Consider the following 16,624-nt stretch of genomic DNA (forward strand, 5'->3'; position numbering starts at 1 on the left):
AAAAAGGGCGGGGATGCATCCCCGCCCTTTTTTATAGGTGGCTATAGGAGCTATAGGCGATGATAGGCAACTATAGGAATCATAGGAAGCGGCGGATGTGTGCTACAATGGCCTTAGTATCAGCGTTTTGCGAAGTTTTTTAGATATGGTTGTCATCGTCTGACATTAATGCAGAGATTCGGTCTGACGACCGAGCGGACGGCCCCTAACCCTGCCTACCCGCCCCTGCAACCGCACAGTGCAGCACAAGGGCGGACGGTTGTCATGCCAATCCGCGGCAGGATGGATGAGTGCAACTCATTAATTATCAACGGATTGACAATGCAATCATTTTATCATTAACATATTGTCAGCGGGATCAATTTGCAGGCGCAAATAGGCAGGTTTGAGGTCGGAATAAGGTGTGTTAATTCTCAGCGCATTGCCGCCATGCCCCCACTTTTGAACATTTCAACCCATTGCCAACGGGCTACTTCTTTATTCCGCCCACCATATCGTTGTTCTCGATGGTGGTGTCGACCTTCTTCACCGTGGCCTTGAGGGATCCGAAACGGTAGGAGATGCGTATGCCTAACTGCTGACGATTCCTTATGTCGCGCTGCCATCCGAGGAAATCGCCACGGACGGTGCGGCTCTTGTAGACGCTGTGGCGCTCGAAAGGACTGTCGGCGGCGATGAGCACCGTCAGTCTGTCGTCCTTGAGAAATGACCGCTGGATGCCGAAGAAGTGCCACCAGTAGTTTGAGTTGAGTGAGTAGACTGATGCCGGCGAGTGGCCTGCGTTGCCTCCGAAGCCCGCATTGAGTTGCAGTTTCCACGGCAGCTTTTGGTCGTAGTTAATCCAGTAGTAGACGTTCCATCCGTGGAGGGCGAGGTCGGCGTTAGGGTTTCGGTAGGAGTGGTATGCCGTTCCGCCGTTGAATGTCAGTGTTCCGCCTTTCCACGCGTTTACGGTGGCGTAGATATTCGTGTAGGCATCGCGCTGGCGGTTGATATTGCCGTAGGTGCTGACCGTCTTGTCGTTATCGACGAACATCACTGATGCTATCTGCGAGTTGGTGAAGTAGTATCCCGGATTGATGTTCAGCGTGATATTCTTACCTATATACATATATGTCATCTCGAGACTCTGGTTGCGCGCGCTGTTGAGTGCCGGATTGCCATAGCTCACCGTTGTAGGTGTCTCGATGCGTGTTGGGTTAAGATAGCTGATGCCCGGCCGGTTGATATTCGTCGCGTAGTTCAGCCGTAAGCTGTTGGCATCGTTGATTTTATACTGTACGCTTGCCGACGGGCACCAGTCGCTGAGGCTCTTGCTGAAGCCCTGCTGCGAGCCGTCGGGATAGGTGGCCTTCATGTGGCTGTACTCATAGCGCAGTCCGGCTCGCAGACTCCACTTGCCCATGGCGGCGATGCCCTCGACGTAGGCGGCTGCCACCTGCGTGGTGTGGTTGAAGTCGTTGCCGGTGTTAAGCGATTCGGCGTCGGTGTATTCGACGTGCGTCTTACTCTTGTTCGACCGGTTGATGTATTTTGCTCCCGTCTCCACCTTCAGCACCTTCCCGAATGGTCTGACGTAGTCGGCCTGTGCCGTATGCTCGAAGAACTTCTCGTTCTGCCGCTGTACGTATCCCGTATATGCGAAGGGCACCTGTCCGCTGAAGTTGCTGAAGTCGTGGTCGTTGTCGTTGTTCTGCCTCGTTGTCGACCCCATATAGCTCAGGGTGAGCACCTCGCCGTCGAGATGAGTCTTGTGCTGGTAGTCGAATCGTCCGTTGAAACTGTAGTAGTCGTAGTCGGGCAGGGTGCTGTGGTCGCTGTAGCCGTAGATGAGCTGTCCGGCGGCATCCTCGCGGCGCATGCTGCTGTTGTAGTTCTGGTGCAGCTTGTAGTAGTATCCTCCGGCGGACAGCGATATGAGGTTGAGTGAGTCGAGCTCGTAGCTTGCCGAGATGTCGCCGAAGTGGAAATCGACGGGTCCGTGTCCTGACGACTGTGTGATGTCGCGCTCCCCGCTCTTGACGTAGTCGGTGAGACCGGAGGATTCGCTTTCGCTCTGGCGTTTGCTGACGCGTGCGTAGCCGTAATTGACTGCTACAGTGAGCTTTCCGGTCTGCGTCGTAAGATTGAAGGCTGGCTGAAAGGATCCTATATGGTTGACACCGAGATTCACCGTACCGGCCACACCCTCGAGTCCGGCATTATCCTTCATGACGATGTTCAGGATGGCCGTTGTGCCCTCGGCGTCGTATTTGGCTCCGGGGTCGGTGATGACCTCGATTTTCTTTATCGTGTTGGCGGGGATGGACTTCAGAATCTGGCTCACCGTAGCCCCCTCGAACGACGGGTCGGGGTGTCCATTCTTGTAGATTTTGAACGATGACGAACCTTTAACCTTTATATTGTCCTGTCCGTCGACGGTGACGAGCGGCACCTTGCGCAGCATCTCGAGTACGTTTTTCGTTTTTGAGTCCTCATCGTGGGCTATATCGTATGTGAGTTTGTCGATGTCGGCCTTGACATATTTCCGTCGGGCCACCACCTCCACGCCCTTGAGGTCGTACTCCTTGCCGCCGATAGCGGTGGTGTCGGTGGTCAGGCTGTCGGCAGGTGCCGTTGTCTGTGCCGTAGCTGGTGTGACGAACAGTGCCGCGGCTATGGGTAGAAAAGTCAGTCTCATAATTTTTTTACAGTTTGTCGTTGTTTGTTTGTTGTTCTGTTGCGGCAGAGTAGTCTGCCCAGTGCTTGTCAACCTCGGTGATACTGATGTCGAGGAGACACATCTGGCGGAACACCTCCGGCAGTGCGTCGTGGAAGAAAGCCTTCCGCCGCGACTGCCTTATGCGGTCGGCGGCATTCTCTGCGACGAAGTATCCCAGTCCGCGCCGGTTGTAGATGATGCCGTCCTGGGCCAGGCTGTCGTAGGCTTTTACGGCAGTATTGGCGTTGACACCGAGGCTGACGGCATACTCGCGCACCGACGGTATGCGTTGGTCGGCGAGGAACTCCCCGTTGAGAATGCGGTCGGCGATGCGGTCGGCCATCTGCAGGTATATTGCTTTGTCGTTGCTGAAACTCATAGTCTGTTGGTTGGTTCACTGCTGCGGCCCACGGTGAGGTGGTCGGTATTGATGTCGCCCATACCCGAAATGCTCTTGTCCAGACTCTCAATGTCGCCCGAGAGATGGATATTGCCCATGCCGGCGATGGAGGTGCTGACCTTCTTGCAGTGGTGGAAAACGAAGTTGATGTCGCCCTGTCCGGCAATGTCGACATCGGTATTGTCGACGCCGGTGAGGGTAGCACTAAGGTTGCCCTGTCCGGCGATGGAGCTCTTGAACGTCCTGACACTCAGTTCCTTGAGCTTTACGGTGCCCTGTCCGGCAATATCTATTTCCATGTCGGGGGCCTTAAACGGCTTGTCGCAGGTGAAGGTCGACGAGCCCGCAATCTCGATTGACGACAGGTATGGGGCCTTGACGTAGACGGTGTAGTGAGGAAGACTGTTGTTGGCGAGGAAGAATCCCTTGCTCGGTTTCTTGTCGTATAAGCGCAGAATGCCATTATCTACCTCGATGCCGATACGCTCGCGAAGCTTCTCGGGGGCTTTAACGACGACGCTGAACGTGTCGGAAGGCTGATAATATACCGTTGTAGCCCCTGCGAGGGAGATTCCGCGGAAGTCGTTGACATCAGCTTTCCAACTTGTGGTGTTGCCATAATCAGTGGTGACCTTCTCGACGCGGCAGGCCGACAGCGTTACGATGGACGCAAGAGCTAAGAGCGCGAACAGAATCTTTTTCATAATGCAGTGTGTTAAGTGATTATATAATCTTGAATTTTATTGACTATTTGCCGGTTGATTCCGAACTTTAAAGATTGTGCCATTGATTGTTTACGGCCTGCATGCGGCTGTAGATGCGGAACGCTCCCCAGTAGCTGGCGATGATGCCGGCGACAAGGAAGGCCAAGAAGAGTATTTGGGCGGCAATTTGATAACCGTCGCCGGCGAAGACGACATTGTACTGGTCTGCACCAAAAATCTTGTCCAACGACATTGTTATGGTGAAACCGATGAGGGCAATGACCGTCGATACGATGATGGCTACTACGCCTTGCGCGATCATCGTCTTTATCCATGCGTGGCGGCGGAAAATTGTTCCGCAGAGGAGCATGAAACTATGGCCTAAGAGGAGGAGTAGGAGCGTAATAACGGTAGCAGCGTAGCCCCCGTTGCCGCTCATGAACCAATGGCCCTTGAATAGCGACAGGAACACCGAGTCGCAATTTCCGGCCACAATCAACGAGAAGATGGCCTGGATGGCATCGCCGGCGATAATGCCCAAGAGAGCGGCCAAGGGAATGATGACGACAAGGTGGAGATAGCGCGATAGAAACTTCTCCAACTTTGTGGCTGGCAGGGAGAAGAGGGCTATGCGCTGCCGTTTGTTGCCGATGTTTGAGGCTATGAGGGCTCCGCTCGTCATGAAGTAGACGAAGGCGAAGGCACAGATGAATCCCCCTAAATTGTCGGCATTGAAGGCCGACCGCGTCAGCGAGATGGTGAGCAGGGCCGGAATGATGATCGCGGCAGCACAGCCAGCGACCATGTAGAGGAGCTTCTTCTTCGACCAGGCAAACTGCCACAGGAGGAGGTTGATGAATCGGGTGGTATTGAAATTCTTCATTTTCGTATCGTTATATTATTAATGTGGGACGGAATTGATGTAGAAGGACAAGTCTTCAGCTAACTGTCAGAGTTTCAAGTGGTTGAGCGTTACAGCATCGAAGAGCAGCTCAAGGTTTATCTGCGTCTCGATTTCGTCGTTGTGGCGACGGAGGATGGCCGATTGTCCCATGGCACTCGGCTCAGCATAAACAACATCTGCCGAGTGGCTGTCGCCTTCGCTGATGGTGCGGAAGACGTAGTTGCGCGTAATATCGTCGATACCGGCGTTGAGGAGCACCTTGCTGTTGTCGATAATTATAATATGGTCGAGGAGAATCTCAATGTCGTGTACCTGATGCGTCGAGATGATAAGTGTGCGGTCATCGGTCATATTACGGGCCACAACGCGGCGGAAGAGGGCCTTCGACGGGATGTCGAGACCGTTGGTGGGCTCGTCCATGAGGATGAACCGGGTGCCGGTGGCGAGGGCAAAGCTCATGAACACCTTCTTCTTCTGTCCCATCGAGAGGGCCTTGAGGTTCACGTCGGGGGCTATCTCGAATTCGTCCAGACAGTTACGGAGAATCTCATCGCTGAACCGTGGATAGAATTTCCTGCTTACGGCGGCATATTCAGGCAGCCGCACATCGGGCATATCGTACTCCTCGGGAACGAGAAACATCTCCTCGAGCATCTCCGGCGAACGGTCGAAACTGCGGTAGCCGTCGACGTTGACGGTGCCCGCTGTGGGGCGGAGGAGTCCGTTGATGAGATAGAGCAGCGTCGACTTGCCGGTTCCGTTCTTGCCGAGAAGGCCGTAGATGTGGTTGCCCTCAATTCTCAGGTCGAAGTCGTTGAACACGCGGTGGCCTGAGCCAGGGTAGTGGTAGCCAAGATTGGTTATTTCAATCATAATCTTTTGTCGTTTTAATGATGCGTAATGGTGTACTATTTGAGTAATACACCGCAAAGGTAGTGGTAAATATTTGAGACTACAAAATATTTGCCGATTATTTAATTTACATTAAGGAATGAACGGTGATAATTTACGTTTATTAAGGTTTTTGTAATGAAATCAAAGGATTTTTGCGTTTGACAGACAGGAGCATAGAACCGATAGATACCCATAGCTGCTATAGAAACTATAGAATCTATAGCAACTATAGAATCTAAAGAGACTATAGTAACTATAGAGAACTATGGAAATCTAAAGAAAGCCACACGCCTCCCAGGCATTTCCGATGCTGCGGACTGCTGTCAGCCGTTGACGTCGTGGTCGGTCATGGCACAGACGCAGGAGTCGGACCATACATTCTCGGCAGTCTCAATCATGTCGAAGATGGTGTAGGCGGGAAGGATGATTCCCATTATTCCGACCGGTGCCCCGGTGCCCGTCATCAGCGACAAAGTGAGGAAATAGCATCCCATCGGCACTCCGGCATTGCCGACGGCGGCGATGACGGCAATGAAAAGCCATAGAATCATCTGTGCGAGGGTGAGCGTGGTGCCCCCGTTCTGCATGACGAAGAGCGACGTAACGAGGATGAACGCCGCACAACCGTTCATATTTATTGTCGTACAGATGGGCAGAACGAAGCGCGATACCTTCTGCGACACGCCTAAGCGTTTCTCGGCCGACGCCATCGTCACGGGCAGTGTCGCTGCCGAACTCTTGGTGAAGAAGGCCATCAGCACCGCCGGCGACATCCTTCCGAAGACGTGCAGCGGGTTCAGACCGCGTATAATGAGGAACAGGGGCAGGACGATGACCATCTGGATGAGATTGCCGCCGACGATAACCGCGATATACTTGCCCAACGACTCAGCAGCGATGCCTGCCGACACCTGGGCCGTCAGCTGGGCCGAGAAGGCCACGATGCCCAAGGGCAGGGCCCAGATGAGGGCGCGGATGAGCAGGAATAGGAGGTCCTGGAGACCGCCGATGACGTTCAGCAGGGCCGTCTTGCGGTCGCTCTTAGGGAGCTTTGCCAGTGCTATGCCCACGGCGAAGGCAATGATGAGCAACGACAGCACATTGCCGTCGAGGAACGGTTTGACGATATTATTGGGTATGACACCGAGGATATGGTCGTAGTAGCTCTCGCTGCCGAGGTCCTTGGGAATGGCACTGTTGCCCTGGGTGACCATTGCCGCAGGCAGGTTGCCGGGCTGAATGACGTTGAAGAGGATGAGACCGACAGCCGCCGCCACCGTGGTGGTGAGCAGCGTGTAGGTGACGGCATGGGCGAAGATGCGGCCGGTGTCCTTCTGCTCGCCAAACTTCGCTAATGTCGTTATCACGGCGAGAACGATTGTCGGAACGGCCACAAGCTGGAAAAGCCGCGTGAAAATGGTGGCTATGAACGTCATCAGCTCGTCGAGCCACACGACATGGAGGAGTCCTAACGCACAGCCTGCCACCGAGGGCACCTATCCACAGGGCGAGCTGACGCTTCTGCCGTAATTTTGCGTTGCTGGTATCGTTGTTTGTCGTTATGTTCTGTGCCATTTTTTCAGTATCTGAAACAAATATTTTTCCGCATGCAAAGGTACGAAAATTGTCAGCATCCACAATACCACCGTCGTGGTATTTTCGTCTGCCGATGATGTGGAATGCCTATCGCGAAAGGTTAATTATTCATAAAAACACAATATTCCGCCGGTTGTAACGCATCAGGAGAACAAAAAATCACTATCTTTGCATCGAAGCTTCAATTAATTAAAGATATACGTATATGAGGAAAAAATACATAGCATTATTCTTTGTCGCAGCACTGTCGATGGGCATGCCGATGGCATCGCGGGCTATGGCCAGCATCGAAATCATCGAGCAGGTCATGCAGTCGGTCGACATTTCGGTATCGGGCAGTGTGCTCCACGTTACCGGCGCTGCCGGCCTCGACCTTAAAGTATATAATGTGACGGGCGTGCTCGTCAAGAGTCTGCGTGTCGACAGCGACGACAAGCGTTACGACCTCAATCTGCCGAAAGGATGCTACATCGTGAAGGTGGGAAAAACGGTCAGAAAAATCTCCATAAGATAAACAATATTCATTCATCGTGAGACGAACATCAGTAGTGACCGCCTTCGTGGCGGCCATCATGGCTCTGTGCGCCTTATCGGCACAGGCAGCAAAAACGTCCAAGCGGGAGTTCCGTGCCGCTTGGATTCAGTGTGTCAACGGACAATTCCAGGGACTCTCGAAGGACGATATGCAGCGCACGCTGTCGTATCAGCTCGACGAACTGCAGAAGGACGGTGCCAACGCCATCATCTTTCAGGTGAGGGCTGAGTGCGACGCCCTCTACCGCAGCAGCTACGAGCCGTGGAGCAAGTTTCTCACCGGCCGCCAGGGACAGGACCCGGGGTGGGACCCGTTGGCGTGGATGATTGCCGAGTGCCACAAGCGAGGAATGGAACTGCACGCGTGGATAAACCCCTACCGTGCAAAGACAAAGACGACATCGGCGCTGGCACCGAACCATATTGCCGTCGTACACCCCGAGCGCGTCTTCAGCTACGACGGACAGTATATCCTCAATCCGGCGTTGGCCGTGAACCGCGAATATATATGTAAGGTTGTCGACGATATCGTCAGGCGCTATGATGTCGACGGACTGCACATCGACGACTATTTCTATCCCTATCCCGTGGCGGGCATCGCCATCCCCGACCGCGACAACTACGCTGCCGACAGCCGCGGAATGACTATCGGCGACTGGCGCCGCGACAATGTGAATAAGTTTATCAAGCAGCTCGGCGACTCCATCCACCACACTAAGCCGTGGGTGAAATTCGGTGTGTCGCCCTTCGGCATCTACCGCAATGCGGCCTCGTGGCAGCAGGGCAGCAACACCCGTGGCTTGCAGAACTACGACGACCTCTATGCCGACGTGCTGAAATGGGTCGACAACGGATGGATAGACTACTGCGTGCCGCAGCTCTACTGGCAGATAGGCCATAAGGCTGCCGACTACGCCACGCTCATCCGCTGGTGGAACGCTCATGCCGCTAACCGTCCGCTGTTTATCGGTGAGGACGTGGAGCGCACGGTAAAATATGCCGATGTCGACAATCCTTCAACCAATCAGGTGGCTGCCAAGCACCGCCTGCACGAGGAGTGCACGAATGTCGGAGGCACCGTGCTGTGGTATGCCAAGGCCGCTGTCGACAACTACGACCGCTACGGCGTATTCCTCCGCAACTACTACTGGAAGTATCCGGCCCTACAGCCACGCATGCCGTTCATCGACGATAAGGCTCCGGAGAAACCCCGTAAGCTGAAAGCACATAAGAACGATGCCAACGTGCTGCTCACGTGGCAGGCTCCTAAGGGCAGCGGCTGGCAGGACGAGGCCGTGAAATATGTCGTCTATCGCTTTGATGCTAAGGAAGATATCGACCTCGACGATGCATCGCATATCGTGGCCGTAACGCCCCATCCGTATCTCGAAACCGCCAAGCCGCAGGCTAAGGGCAAGTATGTCTATCTCGTCACTGCCCTCGACCGTATGAGCAACGAGAGCCTGGCGGCGAAGAAGAAGGTTAAGGTGAAGCGATAAGGGCCATTGGCGCCTAATTACGGTTCATCCGACAAATCGTGTGATAAAGTGTGGATGATGTAAAGAAAATAGCTGGAAATCCATTACCTTTGTAAGTGATTAAAAAAAACAAGACAAATGGACACCAGCTATATCTATTATGCATACGGAATCAGGGACTTCGAATGCACTAAGACTGAGTACAAAGGTAATACTATTATTCATCATATCCAAAAAAGAGATGTAAAAACTCGATGTGAATGTTGCCATAGTCACGTTGTCGTACGCAACGGGTTCAAGATTCGTAAAATCCGCAGTGTCAACATTGGTACCAAGCAATCAATCTTACATGTAAAGGTGCGTCGTCTAAAGTGTAAGACATGTGGTGCTGATGTCTATGAGGATCTTCATTTCGTTACCGGCAAGCAGCGCTATACACATCGTTTGGCAAGGCTCGTGATAGAACTGCTTCATAGAATGACGATAAAAGATGTAGCCCACTATCTCGGTCTGAGTTGGGATACGGTGAAGGATATCCACAAGAACTATCTCAATCATAAGTTTTCTCATATAGATATCAAGGATGTCAAGCACATTGGTATTGATGAGTTCGCTTTGAGGAAGGGACACGTCTATCTGACTATTGTGGTCGACATGTTGAGTGGTGCCATTATACATGTCGGAGATGGCAAAGGAATCGATTCTTTGAAGAAGTTCTGGCCCAAATTGAAGAGAAGCGGCGCGAAGATAGAGTCCGTGTCTTCAGACATGTCCGCTGCGTTCATCTCTGCGATTAAGAAAAACCTACCTGATGCCATTCACGTTTTCGATCACTTCCATGTGCAGAAACTGGCAGGCGAAGCCTTGGACAAAGTCAGAAGAGAGGTCTATAATCAAGAGAAGGACTTAGAAAAAAGAAAAGTCATAAAGGGAACGCGCTGGCTGTTGTTGCGCCATGATAAGGATATTTTTACAGAGGATGAAAAGAAGAGATTGGATAACGTAATCAAGATGAACGAACCTCTGAGCAAAGCCTACATTCTCAATGAATACTTGCAAGAAGTATGGAAGCAGGACTCATATAAAGAAGGAGAAGCTGTGCTGGATGACTGGATAAAACAGGCTCGGGAATCAAAAGTTCCCACCCTTGAAAAGCTGGGTAATTCCATCGCCGCTTACAGAACTGGAATCCTGGCTTATTACAAATGTAGGACAAGCAATGCAAAAGTAGAAGGGATCAACAATAAAATAAAAGTCTTGAAGAGAAACGCCTATGGCTACCGGGACATTGACTATTTTAAGTTAAGACTTTTCAATTTGCATAATGACAAAATCACACGATTTGTCGGATGAACCCTAATTACGTCAATGGCATACACGTGGCTCGCTGCGTTCAAATTTCATCAAAAGGGCCGTTGGCGCCTAATTTCGTCAATGGCATACACGTGAATGAATTATTTTAGTAAGTCCGCGCAATGTAAATAGGTGCATGCAACACACTGATAATTAACATGTTGCTGCATTCATTCAAGTAGGGGTGGGGGTGTCCCCATCCTACTGTCACACTCCGCCAACGAAAAGCCCCGAGGGGGCTTAATTCTCAATAACCCCAGGCTAAGTGAGCGCAGTGACCGCAGCCTGGGGTGAAACGCGGCCGCAAGATATCCACGACCAGTCTCGAAGAGGTTGAATAGCGGTACGCGCATAATTATCACTCCATCAGAACTTTGCGCCCTGAGTGCTATTGTGCGTCTTCGAGGCACTGAGTACTTATACCCCGCATTCGTGTTCCCCGGACTGCGCTCGTTATCACTCGCTTAGTCCGGGGTTATTGACGATTCAGCCCCGCTGGGGCTGGTAGCGGATAGTTTGGGAATTTATATATAATGTGGCCGTCGGCATTCAACGGGTAAATAAATTTATTCTGTCGTCAGACCGAATATTTTCATCAGGCTTTCGGCAAACTAATGGCCACATTATTATTTGTTCGCTGGTTGCGGGTCTGGGTTAAGAACCGTCATAAGAATAAGAAATTCGGTCTGACAACCGAGCGGACGGCCACGAGGGCCACCCCTGCAACCGCACAGTGCAGCACAAGGGCGGCAAGGCGTCACGCAAATCCACCGTGGGTGGATATGCGCAACTAATTAGCTGTCAACATATTGTCGGCATGATCATTTCATCATAACTACTTCTTTATCTCGCTTGTAAACTCCTCAGGCAACTTAGGCATCGCGCCGTTCTGCGTACAGACATAGGCACTTACCTTCACGGCGAGCTCGTGGGCCTTCTTCACCGACATGCCGCTGAGGATTGCCGCCGTGAAAGCACCCGTGAAGCTGTCGCCGGCGCCGACGGTATCGGCAACATTGACCTTCGGGGTCTCCTGGAACGACAGGTCACCGTGGGTGAACACGTAACTGCCGTTGGTGCCGCAGGTGAGGACAAGCATCTTCAAGTTGTACTTGCCGAGGATAAGCCAGCACTTATTCTCGATGTCGAGACCGGGATACCCAAACATACGGCCGATGGTGACAAGCTCTTCGTCGTTGATTTTCAGGACATCGCAGCGTTTCAGACTCTCTTTGATGATATCCTTGGTATAGAAATTCTGTCTGAGGTTGATGTCAAAGATTTTCAGACAGTCGTCGGGTGTGGCATCGAGGAAACGGTAGATGGTGTTCCGCGACACCTCATTGCGCTGGGCCAGCGATCCGAAGCATACCGCACGGCACTCCTGAGCCACCATCTCCACATCGGTGGTGAAAGGGATATTATCCCAGGCCACACCCTGCTTTATGTCGTAAGTGGGTATTCCCTCCTCGTCGAGTTCGACAGCCACGGTACCCGTCGGGTAGTCGACACGCGGCATGATATATTCCAGACCTTTCTTGTCAAATTCTTTCAACGTCTCGTCACCGAGGGCATCGAGGCCTACCGCGCTCACAGCCACGGCATCGAAGCCGAATTGTGCCGCATGGAACGCGAAATTTGCCGGTGCTCCACCGAGTTTTCTGCCCTCCGGCAGACAGTCCCAAAGAGCCTCGCCGAGGCCTACAATCATTCTATTCATAAGTTTATCGAGTTTAGTTATTGTTATTCTTTTTTATTTTTCCACCGACACCCGCAGGGCGGTGGTGCGCCGTTCGTCTACGGGTTGTCAGTCGCTGATACGACGGATGTATGTTGCGAGGTAGACCACGCCGACAGCCATGACGACGGCGGCAGCGGCTACGGTTCCGCTCCAGTCGGTGGCAAAGCCCATAACGAGTGGGAAAAGGGTGCCGCCGAAGAGACCCATAATCATCAGTCCGCTAACCTCATTCTGCTTCGTGGGAACACTCTTCAGTGCTTGAGCGAAGATCAGCGAGAAAACGTTGCTGTTGCCGTAGCCTACGAGGGCGATACTGATATATAGTATCCACTTGTCGTGACCGACGATGAGACCAAGCATCGACAGGGCCATCATTGTAACGGAGATGGCGAAGAACAGGCGGTTGTTGATTTTCCGCAGGATTATCGAGCCCGTCAGACAGCCTATCGTACGGAAGATGAAGTAGAGCGATGTGGCGAAGGCCGCGTCGTCGAGCGATATCGACAGCCGTTCCATGAGAATCTTCGGTGCCGTAGTATTCGTGCCTACATCGATGCCCACATGGCACATGATGCCGATGAAGCTCAGCAGCACTATCGGCGTGCCGAGGAGACGAAAGCAGGCGGCAAACTGACTGCCCACGCCGGGCAGGTCGCTGTCGGGGTTCGCCTCGTCGATATGTGTGGCGAAGAGGAGCAGCGTAGCCAGGATGCCGATGGTCATATATATGGGGAAGAGGACGCGCCAGCCCAATCCGAGGTCGGGGATAACGTGTGTCGATCCCCATGCGGCGATATACGGTGCCATGAACGACGCTATAGCCTTGATAAATTGTCCGAAGGTGAGTGTCGAGGCCAGATGGCCTCCGTGCATGACGGTGGAGACGAGCGGGTTCAGCGATGTCTGCATAAGGGCGTTGCTGATGCCGAGGAGTGAGAACGACAGGAGCATAACATAGAAATTCTCGCTGAAGATTGGCAGTGCCAGTGAGACGGCAGTGACGACGAGCGACAGCAGAACGGTGTTCTTGCGCCCAATCTTGTTCATCATTACGCCCGTAGGCACACTGAAGATGAGGAACCAGAAGAATACGAGTCCCGGCAGTGAGTTGGCCATCGAGTCGGACAGCCCCAAGTCGTGCTTGACATAGTTCGACGCAATGCCGACGAGGTCGACAAAGCCCATAGCGAAGAAGCAGAGCATCACCGATGACAGTGCCAGTTTGTTTACTTTGTTATTTTCCATTACTTTAGGTTTTACGTATCGTTTTAGAATTGATTCGCTGGCAAAGTTACGCTTTCCCCATTATTCTGTCTGTCATTTTCCGTTCATTGGGCATAATAATTATTTCATGAAACAAATTTGATATAATATGAACGATTTTTGATAGTTTCCGACAGTTACGACGGATGCGTGCAGCACATTAATTGTCAACGGATTGTCAACATGACTATGTCATTGTAATCACATTGACAATATGATTCCTTTGCAGGGCGCGGATAAGCAGGTAGCGGGACCAACGGGCGATGCGTTAATGATCCCTTTGCAGGGGCGGGTAGGCAGGGTTAGGGGCCGTCCCTGCAAAGGAATCATTAATGCACATCACAGCACAATGAATCTACAAAATCTGTATACGGATTGCCCAAAGGATCTGTGGAATCTGTGAGACCTATTCTCACGGAAATTTTAATTCGCACGGATTGAACAGATTACACGGATTTTTCGCAATGATTCTCTTCTGCTTGATTTATCTGTGGAATCGCGAGAGAGAGGACAAACGTGTCGATCCGCGTGAGGATTAAATAGCACGCAGATACCGTAGATTTATTAGGTAGAGGGCCGGCGGTACAATGCGGCTTTACGTTTCTGCTGCTACTCCTTATCGGTGGCCTTGACATCGGTGGGATACTTCCCGAACTGTTTCTTGAAACACGACGAGAAGTAGCCGGGGGTGGCGAACCCGACCTCGTAGGCCACCTGCGCCACGGTGAGGTCAGTGGTCTGGAGCAGTTTGTGGGCTCTCTGCAGACGCACCTCGCGGAGGAGTTCCACCGGTGACAGTCCTGTGAGGGCTTTCACCTTCCGGTACAGCTGCACGCGGCTCATGCCCATGGCAGCGCCGAGGTCGTCCATCTTCAGATTGCTGTCGGCCATCCGGCTGTCGATGGCTTTCTTCAGTGATGTCATGAAATTGCGGTCGGGGGTGGAGAGCGTTGTCTCCTCCTCCTTTTCCCGTCCGTCGAAGAGATGCCGCAGTTTCTGCCTTGATATCAGGAGGTTGCTGATGCGCGCCAAGAGCAGCTCAGCGCTGAACGGTTTGGTCATATAGGCGTCGGCACCCGAGTCGAGTCCCTCCACCTGCTGATGCTCGGTGCTGCGCGCGGTGAGCAGGATGACGGGAATGTGACTCGTGATGTTGTCGTCTTTTATCTTCCGGCAGAACTGCAGTCCGTCCATGACGGGCATCATCACGTCGGAGACGATAATATCGGGGACGCTCTCACGGGCCAGTCGCAGTCCACTCTCGCCGTCGGCGGCCTCTACAACATAGTATTTGTCGGCGAGGATGGTACGCAGATACTGCCGCATATCGTCGTTATCGTCGACGACGAGCACCGACGGCAGCATATCGCTGTTCTCCGTCTTGAGCATCTCCACGCGTCCCTTGCGTATCGACGTTCGCGCCATCTCCTTCTCTTTCTCCGTTGCCGCCGAGCTGTCGTCGACGGTTGCGGCCACCTCGTTGCGGAAGGTGAGTACATCGTTGACGATCCGGCTCAGCTGGCTGACGTTGCGGGCGAGGATGTCGACGAGCCGGCGGTCGTCGTCGTGGAGCGTCGTCCGTGCGGCAAGTTCGTGGAGCGGTCCCTCGATGAGTGTCAGCGGCGTACGCAGCTGGTGACGCGCATTGGTGTAGAAGAGCGTCTGCTCCCGGTTCAGACTCCTTATCTTCCTTCCGGCGCGGCGCAGCTGCACCACGGCGCGCCAGATGAGCACGAGGGCTATGCAGAGCATGAGTATGGCCCCGATAGCAACGACGAGCACCGTGCGCTGGGCGTGGTAGAGGCCGAAATAGTCGTCGAGTTTCTCCTGTAGTGTCATCAGGTCGTTGCTCTGCCGTTGCAGTTCGGCACTGCTCTGCATGAGTATCGGTGCGTTATCGGGTGTGACGATGACGCTGTGCATGATATTATTACGCTTGAAGGGCTCACCTTTGAGGACACGCAGGGCCAGGGCGATGATCTCGTCGCCGTGGGTAGGATAGATATACGTTCCGGCGAGGAGGCCTTTGTCGACGGCATCGATGCCCTCACCCTTCCCCGGCAGTCCGTCGATACCGAGGAATCGTATGCCGTCGGCGCAGTGGAGATCGGTGGCTGCTCGGCGTGCGCTGAAGGCTGCCAAGTCGCTGTGACAGAAGACAATATCGGGTGTGGGGTGGGTGGTGAGCCACTGGCGCATGGCTTTATATACCTCCTCTGTCGTCCAGTCGGTGTTGACGAACGAGTAGTCGATGTCGGTGTGACCGCTAATGACACTGCTGAAACCGCGGTGGCGGTCGATGGCCGGCGACGACGATGTGCCGCCGGTAATCTCCAAGACCCGTGGACGGTGGTCGTAGCTGCGCTCGCGGAGCAGAGAAAGGGTGTAGTTGCCCATGGCTCGTCCGGCCTCGATATTATCGCCGCCGATATAAGCGGTGTAGTCGGTGCCCGCGGCCTTGCGGTCGAAGAGTATGACGGGGATGCCGGCTCGCCGCGCTCGCTCGATGGCCGGCGACACCGTCGACTGCTCGTTTGGCGATATCACGAGGAGGTCGACTCCCGCCGCGACGAGACTGTCGATCTGGCGCACCTGGCGGCGAGAGTCGTTATTGGCCGATACGATGTCGACTTTCACCTCATGATTGGAGAGGTGCTGGGCCGTAATCATCTCCTGGTTGGCCTTCTCGCGCCATTTCCCGCCAACGCACTGCGACACGCCGATGTGCCAGCGGTAGCTGTTGTCGGACGAGCAGCCCGCAAGGAGTATCGCGATGAGAGGAAGGATAATGAGTAGTCTTATCTTGTTCATGTAAGGTCGTGTTGTTAATATGATTGACAGTCGTGGTGCAAACTTACAACTTTTTTTCCAAATTATTTAGTTTTTAAGTCGAAAAATCGCTTGCCATTGTTGCTTTTTGGCGGAAAATGGTGCGACGGTTCCACTAATGTGACTGTGGAAGACAACCAGGCTGTCAGCGATGCAGATCACACAGAGCGACGGCTCCACTAATGTGACTATGGAAGGGGTATAGATTCGAGAGTTCCACGGGTTCC

General features: G+C 53.2%; 12 protein-coding genes. 3 read left to right on the forward strand and 9 right to left on the reverse strand.

Going from position 1 to position 16,624, the window contains the following annotated elements:
* Positions 1–469 precede the first annotated feature (469 nt).
* The 6 genes from LDN30_RS12820 to LDN30_RS12845 all read right to left on the reverse strand — a co-directional run bounded on the left by LDN30_RS12820 (position 470) and on the right by LDN30_RS12845 (position 7,090).
* Positions 470–2,680: a TonB-dependent receptor domain-containing protein gene (locus LDN30_RS12820; RefSeq protein WP_223927428.1), complete on the reverse strand. Its 2,211-nt coding sequence runs from the start codon at positions 2,678–2,680 to the stop codon at positions 470–472.
* A 7-nt stretch (positions 2,681–2,687) separates the two neighbouring features.
* Complete coding sequence (locus LDN30_RS12825; RefSeq protein WP_223927426.1) at positions 2,688–3,080, reverse strand: GntR family transcriptional regulator; 393 nt, start codon at positions 3,078–3,080, stop codon at positions 2,688–2,690.
* Complete coding sequence (locus LDN30_RS12830) at positions 3,077–3,805, reverse strand: head GIN domain-containing protein (protein WP_223927419.1); 729 nt, start codon at positions 3,803–3,805, stop codon at positions 3,077–3,079. Before LDN30_RS12830 ends, LDN30_RS12825 begins: the two co-directional genes overlap by 4 nt.
* Before the next feature lie 67 nt (positions 3,806–3,872).
* On the reverse strand, positions 3,873–4,688 hold the full coding sequence (locus tag LDN30_RS12835; protein WP_223927418.1) for a hypothetical protein: 816 nt from the start codon (positions 4,686–4,688) through the stop codon (positions 3,873–3,875).
* 66 nt (positions 4,689–4,754) lie between these two features.
* The gene (locus tag LDN30_RS12840) at positions 4,755–5,582 is read right to left on the reverse strand and encodes an ATP-binding cassette domain-containing protein (protein ID WP_223929697.1); all 828 of its coding nucleotides are present in this window, start codon (positions 5,580–5,582) and stop codon (positions 4,755–4,757) included.
* A 344-nt stretch (positions 5,583–5,926) separates the two neighbouring features.
* Positions 5,927–7,090 carry a dicarboxylate/amino acid:cation symporter gene (locus tag LDN30_RS12845; RefSeq protein WP_223929698.1) on the reverse strand — a complete coding sequence of 388 codons (1,164 nt, stop codon included), beginning with the start codon at positions 7,088–7,090 and terminating at the stop codon, positions 5,927–5,929.
* A 314-nt stretch (positions 7,091–7,404) separates the two neighbouring features.
* Between LDN30_RS12845 and LDN30_RS12850 the strand changes: the two genes are divergently transcribed.
* The 3 genes from LDN30_RS12850 to LDN30_RS12860 all read left to right on the forward strand — a co-directional run bounded on the left by LDN30_RS12850 (position 7,405) and on the right by LDN30_RS12860 (position 10,564).
* On the forward strand, positions 7,405–7,713 hold the full coding sequence (locus LDN30_RS12850) for a T9SS type A sorting domain-containing protein (protein ID WP_223927412.1): 309 nt from the start codon (positions 7,405–7,407) through the stop codon (positions 7,711–7,713).
* A 58-nt stretch (positions 7,714–7,771) separates the two neighbouring features.
* Complete coding sequence (locus tag LDN30_RS12855) at positions 7,772–9,232, forward strand: glycoside hydrolase family 10-like protein (RefSeq protein WP_223928311.1); 1,461 nt, start codon at positions 7,772–7,774, stop codon at positions 9,230–9,232.
* A gap of 117 nt (positions 9,233–9,349) precedes the next feature.
* The gene (locus LDN30_RS12860) at positions 9,350–10,564 is read left to right on the forward strand and encodes an ISL3 family transposase (RefSeq protein WP_223926253.1); all 1,215 of its coding nucleotides are present in this window, start codon (positions 9,350–9,352) and stop codon (positions 10,562–10,564) included.
* Positions 10,565–11,399: 835 nt separating this feature from the next.
* On the opposite strand, the gene LDN30_RS12865 is transcribed toward LDN30_RS12860, so the two are convergent.
* From LDN30_RS12865 to LDN30_RS12875, 3 genes are all read right to left on the reverse strand, one after another.
* Positions 11,400–12,284, reverse strand: coding sequence for a carbohydrate kinase family protein (locus tag LDN30_RS12865; RefSeq protein WP_223927410.1), 885 nt, complete (start codon positions 12,282–12,284; stop codon positions 11,400–11,402).
* A gap of 87 nt (positions 12,285–12,371) precedes the next feature.
* A complete protein-coding gene (locus tag LDN30_RS12870; RefSeq protein WP_223927409.1) occupies positions 12,372–13,550 on the reverse strand; it encodes an MFS transporter in 1,179 nt (392 codons plus the stop codon).
* A 627-nt stretch (positions 13,551–14,177) separates the two neighbouring features.
* Complete coding sequence (locus LDN30_RS12875; RefSeq protein ID WP_223929699.1) at positions 14,178–16,379, reverse strand: substrate-binding domain-containing protein; 2,202 nt, start codon at positions 16,377–16,379, stop codon at positions 14,178–14,180.
* Positions 16,380–16,624: the final 245 nt, after the last annotated feature.

Origin of the sequence: Prevotella lacticifex (assembly GCF_019973375.1) — a bacterium.
In the GTDB taxonomy this organism is placed as follows: domain Bacteria; phylum Bacteroidota; class Bacteroidia; order Bacteroidales; family Bacteroidaceae; genus Prevotella; species Prevotella lacticifex.

What these genes read in the sequence shown, in the direction of transcription:
- LDN30_RS12820 (WP_223927428.1), bottom strand. Translation starts at nt 2,680, where the DNA reads ATGAGACTGACTTTTCTACCCATAGCCGCGGCACTGTTCGTCACACCA.
- LDN30_RS12840 (WP_223929697.1), bottom strand. Translation starts at nt 5,582, where the DNA reads ATGATTGAAATAACCAATCTTGGCTACCACTACCCTGGCTCAGGCCAC.
- LDN30_RS12825 (WP_223927426.1), bottom strand. Translation starts at nt 3,080, where the DNA reads ATGAGTTTCAGCAACGACAAAGCAATATACCTGCAGATGGCCGACCGC.
- LDN30_RS12855 (WP_223928311.1), top strand. Translation starts at nt 7,772, where the DNA reads ATGGCTCTGTGCGCCTTATCGGCACAGGCAGCAAAAACGTCCAAGCGG.
- LDN30_RS12835 (WP_223927418.1), bottom strand. Translation starts at nt 4,688, where the DNA reads ATGAAGAATTTCAATACCACCCGATTCATCAACCTCCTCCTGTGGCAG.
- LDN30_RS12850 (WP_223927412.1), top strand. Translation starts at nt 7,405, where the DNA reads ATGAGGAAAAAATACATAGCATTATTCTTTGTCGCAGCACTGTCGATG.
- LDN30_RS12875 (WP_223929699.1), bottom strand. Translation starts at nt 16,379, where the DNA reads ATGAACAAGATAAGACTACTCATTATCCTTCCTCTCATCGCGATACTC.
- LDN30_RS12830 (WP_223927419.1), bottom strand. Translation starts at nt 3,805, where the DNA reads ATGAAAAAGATTCTGTTCGCGCTCTTAGCTCTTGCGTCCATCGTAACG.
- LDN30_RS12865 (WP_223927410.1), bottom strand. Translation starts at nt 12,284, where the DNA reads ATGAATAGAATGATTGTAGGCCTCGGCGAGGCTCTTTGGGACTGTCTG.
- LDN30_RS12870 (WP_223927409.1), bottom strand. Translation starts at nt 13,550, where the DNA reads ATGGAAAATAACAAAGTAAACAAACTGGCACTGTCATCGGTGATGCTC.
- LDN30_RS12860 (WP_223926253.1), top strand. Translation starts at nt 9,350, where the DNA reads ATGGACACCAGCTATATCTATTATGCATACGGAATCAGGGACTTCGAA.